The organism is Vibrio sp. 03_296 (assembly GCF_002265885.1).
In genome coordinates this window covers 58,905-78,261 of sequence record NZ_NPKW01000157.1, presented here as the reverse complement: position 1 = coordinate 78,261, position 19,357 = coordinate 58,905, and the positions used below count along the sequence as shown (strand labels likewise).

Annotated in this window: 20 protein-coding genes and 1 tRNA gene; 2 read left to right on the top strand and 19 right to left on the bottom strand. The window is 45.7% G+C overall.

Going from position 1 to position 19,357, the window contains the following annotated elements; translation table 11 throughout:
- The first annotated feature begins 251 nt into the window (after positions 1-251).
- Positions 252-1,307 (top strand): cysteine desulfurase family protein, encoded by a 1,056-nt coding sequence (locus CIK04_RS21830; RefSeq protein ID WP_097352957.1) that lies wholly within the window; start codon positions 252-254, stop codon positions 1,305-1,307.
- On the opposite strand, the gene CIK04_RS21825 is transcribed toward CIK04_RS21830, so the two are convergent.
- From CIK04_RS21825 to CIK04_RS21810, 4 genes are all read right to left on the bottom strand, one after another.
- Positions 1,294-3,324, bottom strand: coding sequence for a DNA phosphorothioation-associated putative methyltransferase (locus CIK04_RS21825; protein WP_097352956.1), 2,031 nt, complete (start codon positions 3,322-3,324; stop codon positions 1,294-1,296). The genes CIK04_RS21830 and CIK04_RS21825 overlap by 14 nt on opposite strands.
- Positions 3,325-3,594: 270 nt before the next feature.
- Positions 3,595-3,682 (bottom strand) — tRNA-Ser (locus CIK04_RS21820).
- 144 nt (positions 3,683-3,826) lie between these two features.
- On the bottom strand, positions 3,827-4,276 hold the full coding sequence (locus tag CIK04_RS21815; protein ID WP_011080057.1) for an L-alanine exporter AlaE: 450 nt from the start codon (positions 4,274-4,276) through the stop codon (positions 3,827-3,829).
- A 245-nt stretch (positions 4,277-4,521) separates the two neighbouring features.
- On the bottom strand, positions 4,522-6,939 hold the full coding sequence (locus CIK04_RS21810; RefSeq protein ID WP_097352955.1) for a hybrid sensor histidine kinase/response regulator: 2,418 nt from the start codon (positions 6,937-6,939) through the stop codon (positions 4,522-4,524).
- 228 nt (positions 6,940-7,167) lie between these two features.
- Here CIK04_RS21810 and CIK04_RS21805 point away from each other — a divergent pair, with 228 nt between their 5' ends.
- Entirely contained in the window at positions 7,168-7,737 is a 570-nt protein-coding gene (locus tag CIK04_RS21805) for a UPF0149 family protein (protein ID WP_011080055.1), read from the top strand.
- A gap of 85 nt (positions 7,738-7,822) precedes the next feature.
- On the opposite strand, the gene CIK04_RS21800 is transcribed toward CIK04_RS21805, so the two are convergent.
- From CIK04_RS21800 to cydB, 15 genes are all read right to left on the bottom strand, one after another.
- On the bottom strand, positions 7,823-8,986 hold the full coding sequence (locus CIK04_RS21800) for a glutathionylspermidine synthase family protein (protein WP_176463398.1): 1,164 nt from the start codon (positions 8,984-8,986) through the stop codon (positions 7,823-7,825).
- Between the two features lies 1 nt (position 8,987).
- Positions 8,988-9,545 carry a DUF1190 domain-containing protein gene (locus CIK04_RS21795; RefSeq protein ID WP_097352953.1) on the bottom strand — a complete coding sequence of 186 codons (558 nt, stop codon included), beginning with the start codon at positions 9,543-9,545 and terminating at the stop codon, positions 8,988-8,990.
- A gap of 8 nt (positions 9,546-9,553) precedes the next feature.
- Positions 9,554-9,970, bottom strand: coding sequence for a DUF350 domain-containing protein (locus CIK04_RS21790; RefSeq protein ID WP_013571424.1), 417 nt, complete (start codon positions 9,968-9,970; stop codon positions 9,554-9,556).
- Complete coding sequence (locus tag CIK04_RS21785; protein ID WP_039539274.1) at positions 9,970-11,010, bottom strand: potassium channel protein; 1,041 nt, start codon at positions 11,008-11,010, stop codon at positions 9,970-9,972. Before CIK04_RS21785 ends, CIK04_RS21790 begins: the two co-directional genes overlap by 1 nt.
- Before the next feature lie 105 nt (positions 11,011-11,115).
- Positions 11,116-12,177, bottom strand: coding sequence for a quinolinate synthase NadA (gene nadA / locus CIK04_RS21780; protein ID WP_045590492.1), 1,062 nt, complete (start codon positions 12,175-12,177; stop codon positions 11,116-11,118).
- A 127-nt stretch (positions 12,178-12,304) separates the two neighbouring features.
- Positions 12,305-13,087: a tol-pal system protein YbgF gene (ybgF, locus tag CIK04_RS21775; protein ID WP_038939773.1), complete on the bottom strand. Its 783-nt coding sequence runs from the start codon at positions 13,085-13,087 to the stop codon at positions 12,305-12,307.
- 15 nt (positions 13,088-13,102) lie between these two features.
- Positions 13,103-13,648, bottom strand: coding sequence for a peptidoglycan-associated lipoprotein Pal (pal, locus tag CIK04_RS21770; protein WP_011080048.1), 546 nt, complete (start codon positions 13,646-13,648; stop codon positions 13,103-13,105).
- A 31-nt stretch (positions 13,649-13,679) separates the two neighbouring features.
- A complete protein-coding gene (gene tolB / locus CIK04_RS21765; protein WP_097352952.1) occupies positions 13,680-15,029 on the bottom strand; it encodes a Tol-Pal system beta propeller repeat protein TolB in 1,350 nt (449 codons plus the stop codon).
- 12 nt (positions 15,030-15,041) lie between these two features.
- Entirely contained in the window at positions 15,042-16,109 is a 1,068-nt protein-coding gene (gene tolA / locus CIK04_RS21760; RefSeq protein WP_097352951.1) for a cell envelope integrity protein TolA, read from the bottom strand.
- 14 nt (positions 16,110-16,123) lie between these two features.
- The gene (locus CIK04_RS21755; RefSeq protein WP_011080045.1) at positions 16,124-16,564 is read right to left on the bottom strand and encodes an ExbD/TolR family protein; all 441 of its coding nucleotides are present in this window, start codon (positions 16,562-16,564) and stop codon (positions 16,124-16,126) included.
- Complete coding sequence (gene tolQ / locus CIK04_RS21750; RefSeq protein WP_011080044.1) at positions 16,564-17,247, bottom strand: protein TolQ; 684 nt, start codon at positions 17,245-17,247, stop codon at positions 16,564-16,566. Before tolQ ends, CIK04_RS21755 begins: the two co-directional genes overlap by 1 nt.
- Complete coding sequence (gene ybgC / locus CIK04_RS21745) at positions 17,237-17,656, bottom strand: tol-pal system-associated acyl-CoA thioesterase (protein ID WP_038939777.1); 420 nt, start codon at positions 17,654-17,656, stop codon at positions 17,237-17,239. Before ybgC ends, tolQ begins: the two co-directional genes overlap by 11 nt.
- A 144-nt stretch (positions 17,657-17,800) precedes the next feature.
- Positions 17,801-18,103, bottom strand: a complete 303-nt coding sequence (ybgE, locus tag CIK04_RS21740) for a cyd operon protein YbgE (RefSeq protein WP_017421971.1) — start codon at positions 18,101-18,103, stop codon at positions 17,801-17,803.
- The gene (cydX, locus tag CIK04_RS21735; RefSeq protein ID WP_000270284.1) at positions 18,096-18,203 is read right to left on the bottom strand and encodes a cytochrome bd-I oxidase subunit CydX; all 108 of its coding nucleotides are present in this window, start codon (positions 18,201-18,203) and stop codon (positions 18,096-18,098) included. The genes ybgE and cydX overlap by 8 nt, the downstream gene beginning before the upstream one ends.
- A 12-nt stretch (positions 18,204-18,215) precedes the next feature.
- A complete protein-coding gene (gene cydB / locus CIK04_RS21730; RefSeq protein WP_039539285.1) occupies positions 18,216-19,352 on the bottom strand; it encodes a cytochrome d ubiquinol oxidase subunit II in 1,137 nt (378 codons plus the stop codon).
- Between the last annotated feature and the right edge of the window lie 5 nt (positions 19,353-19,357).

The window sequence follows — 19,357 nt, the reverse complement described above, 5'->3', positions numbered from 1 at the left end:
CAAAATACTGTATTTTTAAACAGCATTTTAATTAAAGTGAGACACAGCTCAGCAGAAGGTTCAAGAAATACTCTTATGATATTAAAAAAACTAGAAAACGCTATCGCAGTACATATGCACATGTTGATTTGTCGATATTATACATACAATCATACACTTACCAATATCAAAGCAATAATTTACTTCAAGATATTCCTTCAGAGGTATAAGATAACAACGTACAGTTTAAACCTTGAACACCTCTAAGCTTTATGAATACCTACTTCGACTATGCAGCATCAACACCGGTTTCACAGAGTGTTTTAGACTCTATGAAACCATGGGAACACGAAAAGTTTGCGAATGCCTCATCGGCCCATCAAGCTGGAAGAGCCTGTGCTCAGGAAATCCAAAAAGCCAGAGAGTGTATTGCAGAGAAAATAGGTGCGCTACCTAGCGAGATAATTTTTACGAGTGGAGCTAGCGAAGCGAACAACCTTGCTCTAAAAGGTGTGGCTTTTAAACACCTTGAGAATAAGGGGCATATCATTACTTCAGAGATAGAACACAAGTGTATTCTCAGTACTTGTGCTTTTCTCGAGTCAATCGGCTTTGATGTGACTTATCTCACACCAGATTGCAATGGTCGCATCTCTCCGTCTTCTCTTGCCGCAGAAATACGAAGTGAAACCATTCTTATTTCCATCCACCACGTCAACAATGAACTCGGGACCATTCAGCCCATACAAGAGTTTGGTGCGGTAGCTTTTGAGCACAATATTCCATTTCATACTGACGCTGCTCAGAGCTTTTGCAAGTGTGATATCGATGTAGACGATATGGATATAGATATGCTCTCTTTATCGGGCCATAAAATCTACGGCCCGAAAGGGATCGGTGCGCTTTACGTTCGTGACGCTAGAGACTCTGAACTAGTCCCACTTATTCACGGCGGTGGACAAGAAGCAGGATTGCGAGGTGGCACATCTCCGACCCCGTTGATCGTAGGGCTTGCAACTGCTGTAAAATGTTATCCAACAACAGCAAACCCTATAGAGGAGTATTTCCTCGAAGTCATGTCGCAATTTGATTTTACAAGAAACGGCGGCTTGGATGTTGTACCGTCAACTTGGAGTGTTACATTCCGTACTGATGAAGAAGTGAAGCGATTTATGAGTGATTACCCTTGGTTGATTTCTCAAGGCTCTGCGTGTAATGCGCTCTCAAATGTGGCTTCACATGTCCTGACTGCGATTGGTATGTCCGAAGAAATTGCCCGGCGTACTTATCGCATAAGCCTTCCTCCATATCAACTTAGCGAGAGGTGAGCCGAAAGCCGGAGACAGTTTTTCCTGCTTGAAGCAAGCGCTCTTCGTACAATTGTCGGTGCAAAATGACTTCATTTGTTACCGTTGTACCTAAGAGCTTTGATAGTCGAACATCAAAGCTCTTTTGTTTTCCATATTGTTCATGTTGTTCGCCAAGCAACAGATGTTTATTGAGAAGTGGTGGTCTGCGTGATTCATCAACATAGTCGAAGAAATCAATGTCCTGATCTGCCATTTTTACTTTTGTGCGCTCTACCAAAAACGGCACAGATTGTTCAAAGTCATCGTAGTGTGTCAGCGTGAGCTTGCCTGATGTGATATGTATCTTGATGAGGTCAACAGAATCATCCAACTCACCGTACATCTGGATAGCTGCACCTACATAAACACGCAGCAGTAACGGCAATGCGTCGATATACATTTTGTGAAAAATCAGAGAATGGCCGTGGTTGAGAATACTGGCTGGCAAATGCTGGTGTGCTTTTACACACTGTTCATCAATAAGCTTTGTATTCGCTATAGCAAACAGCAACTCGGTAGCTAAATTTATCGCTGTACGGTAGTCATCAAAGAAAGCTTTGATGTCTCGCTTTACACTCTCCGCCTGCTGTGTGTATGGTTTCCTCTTCTCAAAAAGCCCCATAGCAAAGTAGACAAGAAGATCCTCTTTCCGCGATTTTTCTGCAGCAGCAAACTCATGAGTATCAAATACCTCTTGCAGCAATGCGAAAGCTTTTTTATGAGAGCCGACTAGCCTTTTCACTTCTAACGAACGCTCAAACTCGTCGTTTGACGGTATACGCCCAAGCTCTAAGCAAGCGTTCCAAAATGCATCAAAGAGCTCTGCGTTCTGCGTTATTAAGATCTTGGCCTTATCTTTACTATCGAGTGCTCGAGGTGAGGTAAGCTGCCTCCATCCATAATGCCTTTGATATTTGCTTTGGAGATAACGTTGTTCTTCCAGCTTATCCTTGAATATGTAGAAAGTACCGGGACCAACAGCGATAATATCCTCCTGCAAAGAACGCTCTAAGTATCCCTTGATCTCAGATTGCGCGTAATATTTCTGGAAGGTGTTGCGAGAGGTTATTACGCCATCTTTATAAGGTTGGAACTGGGCTATGTAAGATTCATTGGCCAACATTACAGAAACCACGAGTATTCTATCAGCCAGATCCCAAGCACTCAAAAGAGCATCTAACCGCTCGTCCTGATCCTCAATGACGTTTAGCACAAACCCTAAGTTTACAATGTCCGAATTTACTTTATCGTTATCGGGGAGAAAAACCGGGTCCCACCCTAAAACATCAAGACCATGTGCCTCTAGCTCCCGAAGGTCATCACCTCGCCCACATCCATAATCGAATATAGAAAATCGACCATCTAAGTAACCTTGTTTTGCCAAGGATTTCATTGGACCGGATAACTCATGGCGGACAATTGCAGTTTTGTGGCGATCTATCCCGAATTCCAACTCTTCACTAACATTATCATCGTTACCATTTGCTTTGAGTAAACGGCCTTCGATTAAGCAAAATCCTTTCTTCTGAATCAAATTTAGCCAAGAGCGCCTAAAACCAATCGTTCTAGTATTGTCGTATAATCCGGCTCTTTCTCCTTCTTTCGTTAAAGCAACAAAATGTTCATAGTACTCGCTACTTGGTAACACCATGGTTTCCTTACGGTGCAAAATAGGCGGATTATCTGAAGAGCGATAGCAAGTCACTTTGTGGCTTAGTTTGCTTAAGTCGACGTTAAGACTCTGCGCTAATGCTGGATATGAGTCACTGTAGAACTCGGGATAACTAAGCAATGACAATCGAAACTCATTTTTGAATAGCTTGATGAGATTCCATTGTTCATCAGGAAGTTTAACTGCGTTTGCTACAGCCGGAATGAATTTTTGCAGCGGCCCAGGTATGGCGACCATTGCATCTCGATGAAAATAAACAGCATCTGGTAACTGTTTACCTACCTTAATCTCGTCAACGAGCGATTTAAAAAGCTGAAAATCCATAGTCCTACCCAACGATGCTCCTTTGACGTTACTCTAGCAAGTTAGCTAGCTACCATCAAACCACAACTTCCTCTCGCTAGTAGATAGATGGACAACAGAAACATTGAGTTTTTAATACATAAAACGCTAACTCAAACAACGGAGTGGTGAATTACTTTGTAGTAGAATGAGATGATTAAATAGCATGTATTAGCTCCAGTGTGGGCTGCAGCTATCTTATAGAACCTTCAGATATGAAAAAAGGCCTGATAAATCAGACCTTTTAGAATGTGGCGGTGAGTGAGAGATTCGAACTCTCGGTACGTTGCCGTACACACACTTTCCAGGCGTGCTCCTTCAGCCACTCGGACAACTCACCGAATCAAATTTTGTGTGGCAACTCGTGCCAACGAGGCGCTAATTTAATGATTATCTTGGGATTGGTCAAGCCCAGTTTTAAAAAAAAGCGCCATGAGGAGTTTAGTTGGCTAGTAATTGGCTAAATCGAGCAATCTACCATCAATTATGCTTGCTGATAGTAGCCTGGGACCTTAAACCAACGGCGACACATATCTAGGAAGTAGCCATACAGAACGCCCATACCGCAAGAGATGATCGCATTGCTGGTCACTGCCGTGATGATCTGCTCTGTCGATGCGCCTACCGCAAGCAAAATACCAGCGTAGACTGGCGATTGAAAAAGCACATAAGCGACTAAATCGGATACGTTTTTCATCAGCCCACTGGTCGATACGCGCGCACCTTGGCGAAGAACCCAATCACGAAACACACCATAAGGCCACGCGATCGCGATGTTAACCGGAATAGATAACGTTCTTGATGCCAGAGATTGCTGGAAAGTCATTCCAGAAATCAGAATCTCGATAATCATCCCTGAGATAAAGCAAAAAACCACCATAGCAAAAGTATCAGCTGCCGCATGACGGATACAAAATGGCGCACGAGATTTCATTTTCTTCCTCTATAAAATTAAAAACTGCAAAATTAGAAAAATAACGACATCATGAACCAGCAAACAAGCACACATGCAGTTCATCGCGCTATTAGAGCAGATAATTTGCAGTTTTTGGCACCATTTTCAATCAAAAGATGTAAATTAATAACCAATTTAAACGCAAGATGTAGTTTAATTCGCCAAAAATGAATAAAGCCGCTTTTTCAGCGGCTTTATTTTGTAATTAAACTACATTGGGTAACTCAATCTGCCAGCAAAACGGTCAGCAGGTTGATTTCTTCTTGATCTGGTTGTTTATTCTCGCTCAGTTGCTGCTCAATTCTGGCGAGTGATTGCGCCAATGCAGGCTCGATCGCGTCTTTGTGCTGGCTTCTAATTTGGCTGATCGCGTTGTGCGCTTGAGTAAGTTCCCCGTTTTCTATCGCGATATAGAAACCGACGAGAAGTGATTCTATTGATTGCTCTTCAACTTGTGCTTGCACATCTTCTGCTCGAAACTGGTACAAAAGTTTCGCGTGTTGGAATAAAGCGTCATCCAGTTCTGCTTCTACTATTGGCTTGGCGATAATATGATCCGCCCCTACCCCTAACATGCGCTCTCGGGTTTCTTTAAACACGTCAGCGGTACAGCCGAAAATCAAGGTATGTCGACAAGGTGAGTCCATGGCACGAATCGCGGTAATCGCTTCAATACCATCCATGACGGGCATATGGTTGTCCATCAGTATCAGATCAAACGCGTGCTGTGCTACGCGCTCTATCGCCTGCTCTCCATTCTCCACACGCTCACAGCTGAAGCCTTTATTCCTTAAGAAGGTTTCGATAATGATGGCGTTGGTTCGGTTATCTTCAACAATCAGTGCTCGTAACCCCTGATAGTTGAGCTTGTATCTTGGCTCTGTGCTCTCTGTTCCTGGTGAGGTGCATTCCAAAGCAAGCTCAATCGTAAAACAGGTACCTAATCCTACTTGGCTAGACACAGCAACACTGCCGCCCATTTGTTCAGCAATTTGTTTGACGATGGCGAGGCCAAGCCCTGTCCCGCCAAAACGGCGAGTGGTTGACGATTCAGCCTGTTCAAAAGGTCGGAAGATGCGTTTTTGCGCCGACTCTGGGATCCCGATGCCGGTGTCTTTTACTTTGATTGATAGATAGTTCACATGATCCCTTGTGTGCTCTTCAAAATACACTTCCACCAAGCCTCTTGCGGTAAACTTCACGGCGTTACTGAGCAGATTGAATAACACTTGGCGCAAGCGTGCTTTGTCTGCGCAGTACCAGCGGCCCGTTGGCACCGTTGAGTACACTTTAAACTGCAAACCTTTCTCGGCACATAAGGTGTAGTAAACGCTATTAACACTGCCAATGATGGAGTCAAATGGGAAAGGATTGTTATCAAACTCCATATGCCCCTGTTCTATTTTCGAGTAATCGAGAATTTCGTTGAGCAACGTCATCATGTGATCACCGGAGTCATAGAGGGTTTTGAGATGCTTACGTTGTTCTTCGTTTAATGGCGTTTTTAATAAGATCTGTGCCGTACCAAGCACACCGTTCATCGGGGTACGAATTTCATGGGAGAGCGTAGCCAAAAAGGCCGTTTTAGCGTTTGTTGAGGCTTGGGCTTTGACTTTCTCTGCTTCTAAATAGACGGTTTTCTCGTTGATGGTTTCGATTAAGTGTTTGATTTCGTCTTCGCTGTCATAACGAATGTCGATAATACCGCCTGTTTTAGACACATCCACTTTCTTCGCAATCGAGATGATGGGCTTAATCACGTAACGATTCAGCGTGTAATAGCCCACCAAAACGCAAATCAGAAGGAAAGGAAGAATACCGGCCTCTACGCTCATCACTTGGCCAAACACTTCGTCAGACACGGTCAATTGCGAGTTGATAACACGGACACGCCAACCAATATCAGCCACTTCAATTTCACTGATATAGCGATCGCGTGTGAGATGAAAGGCATGCTCAAGCAACAACTTACCGCCAGGGTCAGAAATTGATACGCCAAGTTGATACTTATCAGTATGACCTTTAACGAAATCGAAAAGCGTTTCCAGTGAGATATCAACAGTTGCCACGCCTGCAAACTCACCATCGATCAAATAAGGCTGAGAGGCAGTGATCATCTGAACTTGCGTGTAAGGGTCGGTGTATACGTTTGACCAAGCGACGCTATTTTCTGGCAAATTGACGACCGATAAATACCAACTTTCCGTGTGATAACCGCTAGATTCAGGATTGTTGTAAGAGTGGATCTGCTCGATGCGGCCATCCTCTCCTTTATTGAAAAACAAACTGACATAGCGCAGGGAGCCGTCTATTTGCTGCGGCTCCGGCCATACGCCCCCACTTGCGACAACTTGGTCGCTACTGGCAATAATTTTTCCGAGGATATGTGGTTGGTTCGCGCCCTTTTGCTGACTTTGCGCCACGCCGACCAGACTGTTAAGCACGCCCACGGCGCGATTAAACGGAGATTTGATTTGAGAGGCAAGCAGTTCTGTCCTGAGATCGAGATTTCTCTCGATATTGCTGCGCACCGGAGGTTCCACCACCAAATAAGCAACACTGCCTATTGTGGCGATGAAAAAGCACAAATAGAGACTCAGTGCATAGATGCTTTTTTTCCGAAGTGACGAGCGTATTCTCATAATTTATCAATACTTTCCCTGTTGTCTCGATTAAGTGTATACCCAATTTTCAGCAAAATGCATACTGTTATTCTTTAGCGCTAACTGGATCAAGAAAGTGCCATCATCGTGATCGCTCTCGTGAAGGATTTCCTGGCCTGTCCTTTTGTCTCTACATTTTGCTTGGTCAGGTTTTGCTTGGTAAGATGGCGCATCACGCGCATTTATTGGACCAGACGGTATTCTATTTTGAATTTACACAACATAATCGCTCTCCCTGAACTTGAAGGCAAACTGCTCAATCACGCAAAAACTCAAGGTTTCGTGACCTCGATGGCGGCTGCGCCAAACATTCTTCCTCCAAACGAGTGGCTTCCGTTCCTTTGGGGTGGTGAAGAAACGGCCCCTTTCCTTGATGGTGAACAACTCGAAAGCTATATCGATGCCATCGTGAATCTTTGGAATCAAGCTCGCCCAGCGTTGATTGAGGGCACTTGGCAATGGCCAGAAGAGTGCGCACTCGATGAAGCAGAGATTGTCAACGAAGCGACGCGCGATTTCTGCGAAGGCCTGTTGCAAGGCTGGCAATTAGCCCGTGATGATTGGGAAACGCTGATGCCTGAACACAGCGAAGAAAATGCCTTGCTCGGTGGCGTGCTGCTGTCTCTGACTATGCTGTACGATCCAGAGACCACCATCGCAACATTAAGCGAGCAAGGTTTTGACGGGTTGGATCAATTTGCTGAGATCTTCAATGCCATGCCAATGATGCTGTGTGGACTGACTCAGCGTGGCGTGATGCTGGCGGACGAACAGTAACACCATCAATAACTGATAAAGCCAAGACTCCAGCCAATAAGCTGGGGTCTTTGTTTTCGGCTGGAAAATTACGCCTTTCCAATGCTTATAAGATCACATGTGGCAAGTAACGAGCAAGATCTTGAGTAATGATGCTGGAATCCTCGCGAATGGAAATACCAGCTGCTTTATCATTCACTAACCAACTGCCGATCAATGTATGGCTGTTGCCAAATTTCGGCAACGGGCAATATTGTTGAACGATGAAACGTCCTTGACCATACGGCCCTTCTGTCTTGTGATGGGTTTTACCATTGCGGACAATTTCAATATTCGCGCCTTCGCGAGAAAACAATGGCTTGATAACGAAATCTTTTAGCAAGTTGGCTTTTGGATCATCGCTAAAATAGGCTGGTAGCAAGTTGGGATGCCCCTCAAACTCTTGCCATAGCAAAGGCAGTAACGCTTTGTTTGACAATACGGACTTCCACATTGGCTCCAGCCAGTTCACTTTTGCCTCAGAAAGAAAACGGCTGTATTCATCAGAAAACATCTCTTCCCAAGGGTACAGTTTAAACATCCAGCGAATAACGCGGTTTTCAGCGTCGACAAAATAAGATCGGCTGTCGATACCAATGTCTTCAATAAAGACAAACGCCGTTTGCAGACCGGCTTCCTTGGCACAATCTTCAAGGTATTGCACCGTGGCCCGATCTTCTTCTGTCTCTTTACAGCAACTGAAATGCAGTGTTTGCCCCGGTTGAAAGCTGGCAATTTGTCGAAAACGTTCAATCAAAAAATCTTGAAGTATATTGAATTGATCCGCACGGCGACTCACACAGCCTTGATTCACCACATCCTCTAGCCACAGCCATTGCCAAAACGCGGTTTCAAATAGCGATGTCGGGGTGTCGGCGTTGTTTTCATAGAGCTTAGCTGGCCCATTCCCCGCGTAGGCAAAGTCCAATCGAGAATAGAGTGAAGGCTCATTCATCATCCACGAAAGGCGCACTTGCTCCCACATTGGCTGCGGGATGCCAAAACGGGCTAAGAGTTGCTCATTGTGAACCACTTTATCTACGATAGAGAGACACATTTGATGGATCTCTTCGGTCGGGGCTTCGAGATCTTGTTCGATTTGCTGAAGATTAAACTGGTAGTAAGCCGATTCATCCCAATAAGGTTGCCCATACATGGTATGAAAACCAAAGCCATACCGTTTTGCCAAGGCGCGCCAGTGAGCGCGCTCTTCTATCTCACGACGAAACAACTTATCCGCCTCGACTAGCCGATACAGATTGGCCAAAACCACCACGTGACATCACTTTACCAATCGTTCCTCCGCTTGATTTGAGTGAACTGGTATTGATGTTCACCGCTTTGCCCAACGTACTGCCATAGGAGACGCCAGAACCGGAATAGTAGCCATGCTTGTAGCGATAAAGAGGCTCAGAAAAGAAGGATTTGCTGCTGTTCTTTAAACCACTGGTGTCGGAAGTGTAGAAAAAACTGTTCATACGTGGGATATACGAATGATAAACCGAGCTGTAATGGCACTCATCGTCACTAAACTCACTACGACAAGCTTGCGACGAGCTGTATTTAGGCGCGCTATACTCCGCTCTGGCGAGTGCTTCTTGATAAGCAAGATCACACTGTGCGCCAAACTCTGGGTTATTGCGCTTACAATGATCGGCGTCTTTGAATATGTACCCTTCTGTCTCGGGTTCGTAAACGGTATAGGCAAAAAAGCCGCCGAATAGAACATAAGGGATCGCTGGCATGATCTTCTCAAAGGAAGATTTTTTGACATTCGAGCTGCGTTTCATCTCTACTCCTAGTAAGACATGCACGCAGCGTTTAGCACGCCAACGGAAATCGATACGGTCGCAGAAATAATACCTGCAGGGATCTCATCACGTTCGATGCGTTCGGTGATTCGAGGCACCAAAACAAAGCGAACGATGGCAAAAGCGATCACCTGCGCGCACATTGCCACGACACCCCAAACAGCGAAATCCACGAGACTGATGGCGTTTTTTGCTGCACCTGAAATGGCAATGCAGTAGCCCAAAAACGCGCCGCTGAGTGCAATGGCTGCCGCGGTATTATTGTGCTCTTTGATTAACTTCCATTCATCGTACGGCGTTAAACGAACATAGATGAACTTGAATGCGAGCACAAAAGCAATCGAGAGTGAAAAATAGAGTAAAAAATTAGTAAAGCCCGCCAACAGACCTGATAAAACAGACATTAGTTTTCCTTTATAGCTTCCCATTCGAATGAATGGATACGTTCATCTGCAATGTAAAACAGTTTTGCCCCACTTGGCACTTTGCGATCGAGGTGCGGATTGAGCTCAATACCTTGGCCCACGTCCACCGCAATCAACGTTGCTTGGTGATGCTTTTTTAGAAATGAAAATAGCGCGTCGACATTGGTTTGCGCTAAATGTTTGGGATACTCAACAGAGTATTGCGTCATGCCGCGAGTAGAGGCGAGCAACTCTTGGTGAAGCGCGCTTGAGCCAGGGTCAACGGCCGCCTTAGCCAACATTTCCGCGCCAACAGCGGGGATGCACTCCGCTTTAGGGCAGTGCTGACTCAAGAGTTGTCCTAGTGCATCATCCTTAAAATACGCTAACAAATGAGCATTAGGGTTGATGTTGGCACAGTAAAGTGCAGCCGAAAGCGTGATATCGTCTTGCTGATTATCAACAATAATACAGCTTGCATCCGCCACATTTGCGTTCGCCATTTCCAACGCGTCGGTATAGCTGGTGACCTTCACAAAGCCAATCTCTCCGGGAAGAGGATTTTCAATATCCGAGCGGGAACAGAGCACAATGGGTCGCTTACCCACCTCTTCATGTTGCAACATACGAATCAGGTGGACGGTTCTTTGTCCATTCCAACCTAGCAAAAGAATATGGTTATTCACGCGCACTCTCCTTTTTCCCAATACACCCGCTCGCCAGTAATCAATCACTGAACTCGCCACACGCCCCAACAAAGCCGCAAACAGACTTAACCCGCCAGGGATCACCACAAGAATCACAACCCAACGGCCCAGTGGCGTTGCCGGAGATAAATCACCGTAGCCCACGGTCGACGCCGTCACCATCAGGTAATAGACAAATGTCGTGACATTTTCAGTGAGTGCTCGCTCCCCTGCCCACGCAAGCAAGAGCCAGCACAGCGCGACATAGCACACCAACAAAATGAACAGATTGCGATTACTCAAGCTAAATACATGCGCTTGAAACCACTTTTTGAGTAGAAACCAAACCGACATAATCGACGTCCTTATTCATCAAGAGGCTGAATATAAAGCAATTATTTGATACAAAAAAACCAGCCATGGTGGCTGGTTCAAAATTTTGTGAGCAAACACCCAAATTTAAGCATTGCCTTTCACTTGCATGTTTAACTTTTCCGCAAAGTCCAACATACGGTTTAATGGAATCAATGACTTAACACGAAGAGTTTCATCAACGAAAATCTCGTGCTGTTCGCCACCTTCGCGCAAAGCGGTTTCAATCGCTTTCAACCCGTTCATTGCCATCCACGGACAATGTGCACAGCTGCGACATGTGGCACCGGCACCTGCTGTTGGCGCTTCTATCAGCTCTTTCTCAGGTACCAACTGCTGCATTTTAAAGAAAATGCCTTTATCGGTTGCAACGATCATTTTCTGCTGTGGCAGCTCTTTTGCCGCTTTGATCAACTGACTTGTGGATCCCACCGCATCGGCGAGCTCTACAACACTTGCCGGAGATTCTGGATGAACAAGGATTGCAGCATCCGGATACACAGCTTTCATTTTGCGCAAGGCGTCAGCAGAAAACTCATCATGAACAACGCACTCACCTTGCCAAAGCAACATGTCTGCGCCCGTTTTGTTCGCGATGTAAGAACCAAGATGGCGATCTGGCCCCCAAATGATAGGTTTATCTTCAGCATCCAAATGCTCAACAATTTCCAGAGCAATACTTGAGGTCACAACCCAATCCGCTCTTGCCTTTACTGCCGCAGATGTGTTGGCATAAACCACCACAGTGTGGTCAGGATGGGCATCACAGAATTCAGTGAATTTGTCTGCAGGACAGCCAAGATCCAGTGAACATTCGGCTTCCAGTGTCGGCATAAGAATGCGTTTTTCTGGCGTTAGAATTTTTGCCGATTCACCCATAAAGCGTACACCCGCAATAATCAGGGTACCTGCTGGATGACGGTTGCCAAATTTGGCCATTTCAAGAGAATCACCAACAAAACCACCGGTTTCTTCAGCCAGCGCTTGGATCTCAGGATCGGTGTAATAGTGGGCGATCAAGACCGCGTCTTTCTCTTTAAGTAGCTGTTTGATGCTGGCGATATACGCCGCTTTCTCGTCCTGAGTCAGGGGAATTGGCTTCGGCGGGAAAGGGTAAACGGTGTCAATTTTATCTAGTATGTGGCTCATTGCTCTTGCTCTACGCAACTTCCTTTAATCCGCGTATTGTAACCTTAAGATTATGTAAGATGCAAAAGCCGCACGCATGGTTTCCAACAGGCGAGAAGCAAAAAATAAGGAGCTTTCGCTCCCTATTTTACAGTTTTGATTTTGCCACTTTGGCAGAGGCGCTGCCTGGGTGTTCATCTATCGCTTGCTGATAATATTTTTTCGCCTGTTCAGGATTGTTATTACGTGCAGCGATGTCACCCAGTTTCACTAGGGCATCAGCACGTTTGTTTGAATCCTTATAAGAGACGACAGCAGCAAAACTTGTCGCCGCTTCTTTATCTTGTTTTTGAGCAAAATAAAGCTGCCCTAACCAATAATGAGAGTTAGGGGCGAAATTGGAATCGGGAAAATCTTTCTGGAACTGCTTAAACGCGGCAATTGCGCCAGCGTAATCCCGCTTCTTCAAAATTAGGTCTACGGCATTTTGATAGGCCGTTTGCTCATCGACATTAGAGCTAAACACGCCCTGCTCACCGCCTTCTTCCACGACGGTTGCTTGGGTTGGCGTTCCTACCGTCTTGATTTCATTGCGGACACGATCAAGCTCAATAAAGAGTTCTCTTTGTCTTTCCAGCATTTGCTGCATATCGTAACTGTTGCGCTCAAGTTGACCACGAAGTTCGGCAATTTCTTGCGACATTTGATCAATTTGCTGCTGCATTTGCAATTGCACGCGATTACGGTTTTGCAATAAACGTTCAAGACGCTGTACATCCGTTTCCGGAGCAGAGGAAGACGTAGCGGAAGCTACCGAAGTGTTCGTTGAATCGCTGTTGAGATCGGATACTGGAGCTGGTGCAGCGAACGCTAGGTTCGCTGCACTTGCCAGTAACGTAAGCGTAACAGCTCGCTTAGTGTTACTGAACATGAGGCAATTCCTCAATTAGTATACTAGAACTGCGCGACGGTTTTTCGCGTAGACTTCTTCAGTCTGGCCTAGTAGTAGAGGCTTCTCTTCACCGTAGCTTACGATAGCAATTTGGTCTGCCTGAACACCTAGCGCTTGTAGGTATTTAGCAACAGCTTGCGCACGACGCTCACCTAGTGCGATGTTGTACTCAGGAGTACCACGCTCGTCAGCGTGACCTTCGATAGTCACTTTTAGGTTTACATTTTTGCTTAGGTAAGCTGCGTGAGCTGCTAGCATCTCTTCGTAATCGCTAGAGATAGTTGCATTGTCAAACGCGAAGTAGATTGTCTGAGTTTCACGAAGAGCTTGCTCTTTCAGTTCTTGCTCAGAAAGCTGACCATTCTGATCGATTGGCGTTACAACTGTTGTGTCAGTTGTGTTCGCAGAACCAGAAGTCGTTTGGTTTGTTTCAGTGCTGGTGCCTGCGTTAGACGCAGCGTCATCACTAGAGCTACACGCGGTAACAGCCATCACTGGTAGTGCGATTAGAAGCCCTTTAAGAACCTTATTAAGTTGCATCTTATTTTCCTTTGTTTATCAAACTTAGTTGCTACAAAAACGGAGACCATGCGGGAGCTCTTACACGCCCATTTGTTGCCGGTAATCTAGCTTTAAAGCGGCCATCGATAGAAACCATCGACAACACATTTTTTTTATCGTAAATGGAGCTATAAATCACCATACCTCCATTCGGGGCGATACTCGGAGACTCGTCCAACAACGTTTTGGTTAATACCTGAACGGCGCCGGTTTCGAGATCTTGCTTAGCCAAATTAAAACCTGAATCGCTTCGATTGACCATAATCAAGAATCGTCCATCTGGCGTTATCTGCCCACCTAGGTTTTGGCTGCCTTGCCAAGTAAGACGGCTAGTCGACCCGTCGCTCAAATTTACTCTATATATCTGGGGTTTACCACCCCGATCCGATGTAAAGATGAGTGATTTGCCATCAGGATGCCAAAATGGCTCCGTATTATTTGATCTATCCCTCGTTATTTGTGTTAGCTGACGCGTTTGCAGATCAAGAGTGTAGATCTGAAGCGAACCCGTTTTTGACAATACGATGGCTAATTTCTTGCCATCTGGAGAGAATCTTGGCGCACCATTGTGGCGAGGGAATGACGTTAGCTTCTCATGCTCACCAGTATAAATATTCAGTACAAAGATTTCCGCTTGGCCGTTTTGGAAACTCACATAAGCAAGCTGACGACCATCAGGAGACCAAGCAGGAGACATGAGAGGCTGCTTTGAACGCAGCACTAAACGCTCGTTAAAACCGTCGTAATCTGCCACTCGTAACTGATATGGGAATTTATCTTGATCATTAACAACGACATAAGCAATGCGAGTCAAAAACGCACCACGTTCACCAGTGAGCTGCTCGTAGATCAGATCGGAGATGCGGTGAGCATACTCACGCATTCTTGGAGCAGTAATCGTCGCCACTTTATTGAACAATACGTGATCTTTCGACAGCACTAACTGGCCATCTTCCAGCGCTCGGCTTTGGCCACTAGTCAGTTGGCCTCGCACCACATCCACCAACTGGTAGTTGATGACGTACTCGCCTTTTTCATTTTGTGTCACAGAACCCGTTAGCAAGGTATCCACACCTAAGTTAGTCCATGCGTCGAAGTTAATTTCCGACTCATTGTAAGGTGTTTGGGGCATCTTGCTGGTAGGAACTGGGCTGAATTTGCCACTGCGTTGAAGATCCGACGCGACAACAGACGAAATATCAACAGGCAGCGCTTCTGTTCCTTGCCATTTAAAAGGAACAATCGCAATTGGTCTTGCTGAATCGATACCATCGGTGATGATCAATTCCAAAGCCGCATTGGCTACATTCGTGACGCTGCTTAGCAGCACTAGTAATCCCATCAAAAGGCGTTTTTTCACGTCTTAGTCCTTTTATTCGAAATCAACGGTTAAATTGATATTACGCAGCTCTTGTCTCACTGCATCATCCGCTGGCATTGGGAAGGAACCAACCTGCAAAATAGCGCTCTTAGCCGCATTACAGACTCGGGTATCCCCTTCCAAAATACTCACCGAATTGACGATTGCATCGACACCTGTTGGTATCAATTTAATGTTCACCTTACACGACTTTCCCAACAGATATTCATCCTTAAGAAGGCGTTGCTGAATAAGTTGCGTGTAAATAGCACCATAACGATTTTTTTCATCCAAAACATGCTGGCTCCTCGCTGCGCTGTTTTGGTTAGATTCAGTTTCAAGCCCAGCAAAAATATCGTTCAGTGCCGCTTCTTGTTCTTTCCGTTCACGCTCAAGACGCTCTAAACGTTCTTTTTCCTTACGTGCTTTTTCTGCAGCCTCTTTAGCGGCTTTTTCCTTCGCTATGCGCTCTTGCTCTGCCTTAGCGGCGGCTTCTTTTTCACGGCGAGCTTTTTCTTCTGCTTCTTTTGCCGCTTTCTCCTTCGCAATACGTTCTTGCTCTGCTTTTGCGATAGCCGCTTCTTTCGCTAAACGTTCTTGTTCCGCTTTTTTAATCGCTTCTTCTTTTGTTTTTCGCTCAGCTTCAAGCTTTGCAACACGCTCTTTCTCTTTGCGCGCTTTTTCTTCAGCGATTCTCTTTTCTTGTTCTTTTTGTTTACGTACTTCTTCGGCTTCTCGCGCCGCTTTGGCATCACGCGCTTGTTGTGCTTTTAACTTGCGCAGCTGCTCTTCTTCCGCTTTGCGATTCTTCTCCAGTTGCTCTGCTTCACGACGCAGTTTATCTAATCTTTCTTGCTCTTTTTTTGCTGCCGATTCGCGCTGCTGACGAATTTGATTGGCTTGCTGTTTTACTAAGTTAGGGTCAATGACAACTGCCTGAACCATCTGCCCACTCGGCTGTGGTTTAGACATGGTAAAGTCCGCCCCCCACAAAAGTGCGATAACTAAAACAACGTGCAGAGCCGACGATACTGCTATCGGTACTACGTAATCATTCCGCTTGCTTTTCTTTTCTCTCATGATCGCGTCTGGTTCTATTTGATATCCGTCAATAGGCCGACTTTCTCGATGCCTGCCTTACTCAACTCATCTAGCAACAAAACGACTTCCGCATAAGGTGTCGCCGCGTCACCACCCACTGCCACGGGAGAATTTGGCTTTAGTGAAAGTTCGGCTTTCACACGTACAATCACATCTTCTAAAGAGAGTCCACGCTGAACTTCATCATTGTTAACACTCAGACCTAGGTTACCCTCGCTGTCGACCTCAATGATGATAAAGCTGCTGTCACTTTCACCCGCTAAATCCGACATGGTTTTAGCGTTACTGGTTTTTGGCAACTCAACGTCAACGCCCTGAGAAACAAACGGGGCTGTTGCCATAAAGATGATCAACAGTACTAACATAACGTCGATATAGGGCACGACGTTAATCTCTGCGGTCATCTTACGTTTTTTTGGTTGATACCCGGCCATTACTGACTACCTGCCATCGCCTGACGGTGCAGAATGCTATGGAACTCTTCCGAAAACGTTGAGTAGTTGTGCTCTAATTTGCCCACTTTGCTAGCAAATCGGTTGTAAGCCATAACCGCAGGAATCGCGGCAAAAAGACCCATTGCTGTCGCAATAAGCGCTTCTGCGATACCCGGAGCCACCATTGATAATGTTGCTTGCTTCACTTCGCCAAGCGCGATGAAAGCATGCATGATACCCCACACAGTACCAAATAGACCGATGTATGGCGTAATGGAACCCACAGTGGCTAGAAATGGCAAACTGGTTTCCAGCTCGTCCACTTCACGAGACACCGCGACACGCATCGCACGGCCTGTCCCTTCCATCACGAAATCCGGCGATGTTGGATTGGTTTTGCGTAGACGCGCGAACTCGGTGAAGCCCGCGTAGAAAATTTCTTCGGTGCCAGAAAGCTCATCTTTTCGAGCTTTGATTTGTTGGTACAACTGAGAGAGATCAATACCTGACCAAAATTTATCTTCAAACTCTTCTGCGTCTTTTGCCGCTTTTGAAAGCACTTTACTGCGTTTGATGATCATGGCCCATGACACAACTGACATACCAAGCAAAGTCAACATTACCAGTTTTACCAGTAGGCTTGCTTGTAAAAACAGGTCAAGAATAGAAATATCAGCAGTCACTATTTGTCAGCTCCGAAATAATAGAAGTGGGTATTGCAATTGGCTTCATTTTTACATTGTTGATACATGCTACCTTAACTGTTGCTTTACACAATAACTTGCCGTCATCATTGACTAATTCCTGACAGAAAAGCAGCGAGGCGCGTTTAATTTCGCCAATTTTAGTCAATATGGTGAGGTGTTGGTCAAGGCGAGCACCCTGAATAAAATCGATATCCATGTGTCGGACAACAAAGCCGATGTTTTGTTCCAGCAAGACATTCTGCGAAATGCCGACTGAGCGTAATAATTCGGTTCTTGCTCGCTCAAAAAACTTCAGATAATTGGAGTGATAGACCACTCCACCTGCATCGGTGTCTTCGTAATACACTGTCACTGGCCAAGTAAAAGGCTGACGTATTCCGTTCAAAATTCTACCAATTGATTCATGTTTAAAGGCAATTACTATAACGTAAGCGGCATAAATTGGTACCGAAGTTGAAACTTTTTTTGAGTTGCGTGGGGAAAATAAAAAGCCAGGCAAGATGCCTGGCTCAATTATTAACCTTTTCGGTTACAAAATGTATAAAGCGGTGAGAAACAGCAATATAGACAGCGAGAAGTATGGGCTAAACAAGAGTTGCCACACCCATTTCCTCGGCTTAAATCCAACGCCGTAAACCATGCTGGAGCAAACCGCCCAGATTAGTGCGGGACCGATTAGCGCATTGAATCCGCCAATCGCAGTTGCGTATGCTTCTGGGTCCCACATCACTAATCCCACGTGCAAGAAACCAAGCAACAACGCAATCACTTTTAAGATTGTTTTGTCTAACGGCTCATGCAACGAAGCGATTCGCGCATCCAAGTTACTCACTGTCTTTATCCATCATTTCACTGTGCTCTAACCAAAGAGCATTAATAATGCCGAATGCACACGCCAATAGTACACCCAGAATCCATGCGAAATACCACATAGTTATTACTCCTTAGTAAGCTGAAACGTCGTTGTCTTCGATGTGTTTCTTATCTAGACGACCAAACATCTTGTAGTAAGTCCAAGTTGTGTAGCCAAGAATCACTGGTACCATCACCGCCGCGACAGCCGTCATCAAACCAAGGGTCAGTTCACTCGCTGTTGAATCCCACATAGTCAAGCTGTGCGCAGGAACAAGGCTTGAAGGCATCACGAATGGGAACATTGCGAAGCCAGCCGTCAAAATCACACCGGCGTTTGCCAAACTTGAGAATAGGAAAGCGAAACCACCACGCTCAAAACGAGAAGCAATCACCGCAAGCAATGGCATGAACACGCCCAATACTGGCGCAGCCCACATAGCTGGATAAGTTTCAAAGTTCGCCATCCAAGCGCCCGCTTGTTGCACAACCTCTTTATTCAGAGGGTTGGAATCTGCAAATGTATCGATGGTGCTCGTAATCACGTAGCCTTCGATAGATTGAACCCAGACTCCCCCAATCACGAACAATGCTACAACCACAAGGCCCGCAATTTGAGCAACGTTACGCGCGCGGGTATGCAGCGCTTCTGTTGTCTTCATTTGTAGCCAAGTTGCACCTTGGAGAACAAACAACATTAAGCTGAGAACGCCACAAAGCAATGCAAATGGATTCAATAGTGCAAAGAATGAACCTTTGTACTCTGACATGAGCAGGTTGTTCAACTCAAATGGTACGCCTTGCAGCAAGTTACCAAAAGCAACACCGAAGATCACTGGCGGTACCGCGCCGCTAAAACAGATCGCGCCATCCCATGCATTACGCCATTTTGGGTTTTCGATTTTAGAACGGTAGTCTAAGCCAAGTGGACGTAGCCAAAGTGCCGCTAACGTGACATACATCGCTAGATAGAAGCCGGAGAACGACGTTGCATAAACCAAAGGCCAAGCGGCAAACAGTGCACCACCAGCGGTGATTAGCCAAACTTGGTTACCATCCCAGTGCGGTGCGATGGTGTTAATCATTATGCGACGCTCAGTGTCGTTTTTACCGATAACAGGAACGAGCGCACCCACCCCCATATCGAAACCATCGGTGACGGCGAAACCAACCAGTAGAACACCGATCAGAACCCACCAAATCAGTCGTAAGATTTCATAATCAAACATTTTCT

Bases quoted from the DNA above. Each gene is read 5' to 3' on its own strand.
- CIK04_RS21830 (WP_097352957.1), top strand. From the start codon at position 252: ATGAATACCTACTTCGACTATGCAGCATCAACACCGGTTTCACAGAGT.
- CIK04_RS21825 (WP_097352956.1), bottom strand. From the start codon at position 3,324: ATGGATTTTCAGCTTTTTAAATCGCTCGTTGACGAGATTAAGGTAGGT.
- CIK04_RS21815 (WP_011080057.1), bottom strand. From the start codon at position 4,276: ATGAAATCTCGTGCGCCATTTTGTATCCGTCATGCGGCAGCTGATACT.
- CIK04_RS21810 (WP_097352955.1), bottom strand. From the start codon at position 6,939: ATGAGAATACGCTCGTCACTTCGGAAAAAAAGCATCTATGCACTGAGT.
- CIK04_RS21795 (WP_097352953.1), bottom strand. From the start codon at position 9,545: ATGAAACGCAGCTCGAATGTCAAAAAATCTTCCTTTGAGAAGATCATG.
- CIK04_RS21790 (WP_013571424.1), bottom strand. From the start codon at position 9,970: ATGTCTGTTTTATCAGGTCTGTTGGCGGGCTTTACTAATTTTTTACTC.
- CIK04_RS21785 (WP_039539274.1), bottom strand. From the start codon at position 11,010: ATGTCGGTTTGGTTTCTACTCAAAAAGTGGTTTCAAGCGCATGTATTT.
- nadA (WP_045590492.1), bottom strand. From the start codon at position 12,177: ATGAGCCACATACTAGATAAAATTGACACCGTTTACCCTTTCCCGCCG.
- ybgF (WP_038939773.1), bottom strand. From the start codon at position 13,087: ATGTTCAGTAACACTAAGCGAGCTGTTACGCTTACGTTACTGGCAAGT.
- pal (WP_011080048.1), bottom strand. From the start codon at position 13,648: ATGCAACTTAATAAGGTTCTTAAAGGGCTTCTAATCGCACTACCAGTG.
- tolA (WP_097352951.1), bottom strand. From the start codon at position 16,109: ATGAGAGAAAAGAAAAGCAAGCGGAATGATTACGTAGTACCGATAGCA.
- CIK04_RS21755 (WP_011080045.1), bottom strand. From the start codon at position 16,564: ATGGCCGGGTATCAACCAAAAAAACGTAAGATGACCGCAGAGATTAAC.
- cydX (WP_000270284.1), bottom strand. From the start codon at position 18,203: ATGTGGTATTTCGCATGGATTCTGGGTGTACTATTGGCGTGTGCATTC.
- cydB (WP_039539285.1), bottom strand. From the start codon at position 19,352: ATGTTTGATTATGAAATCTTACGACTGATTTGGTGGGTTCTGATCGGT.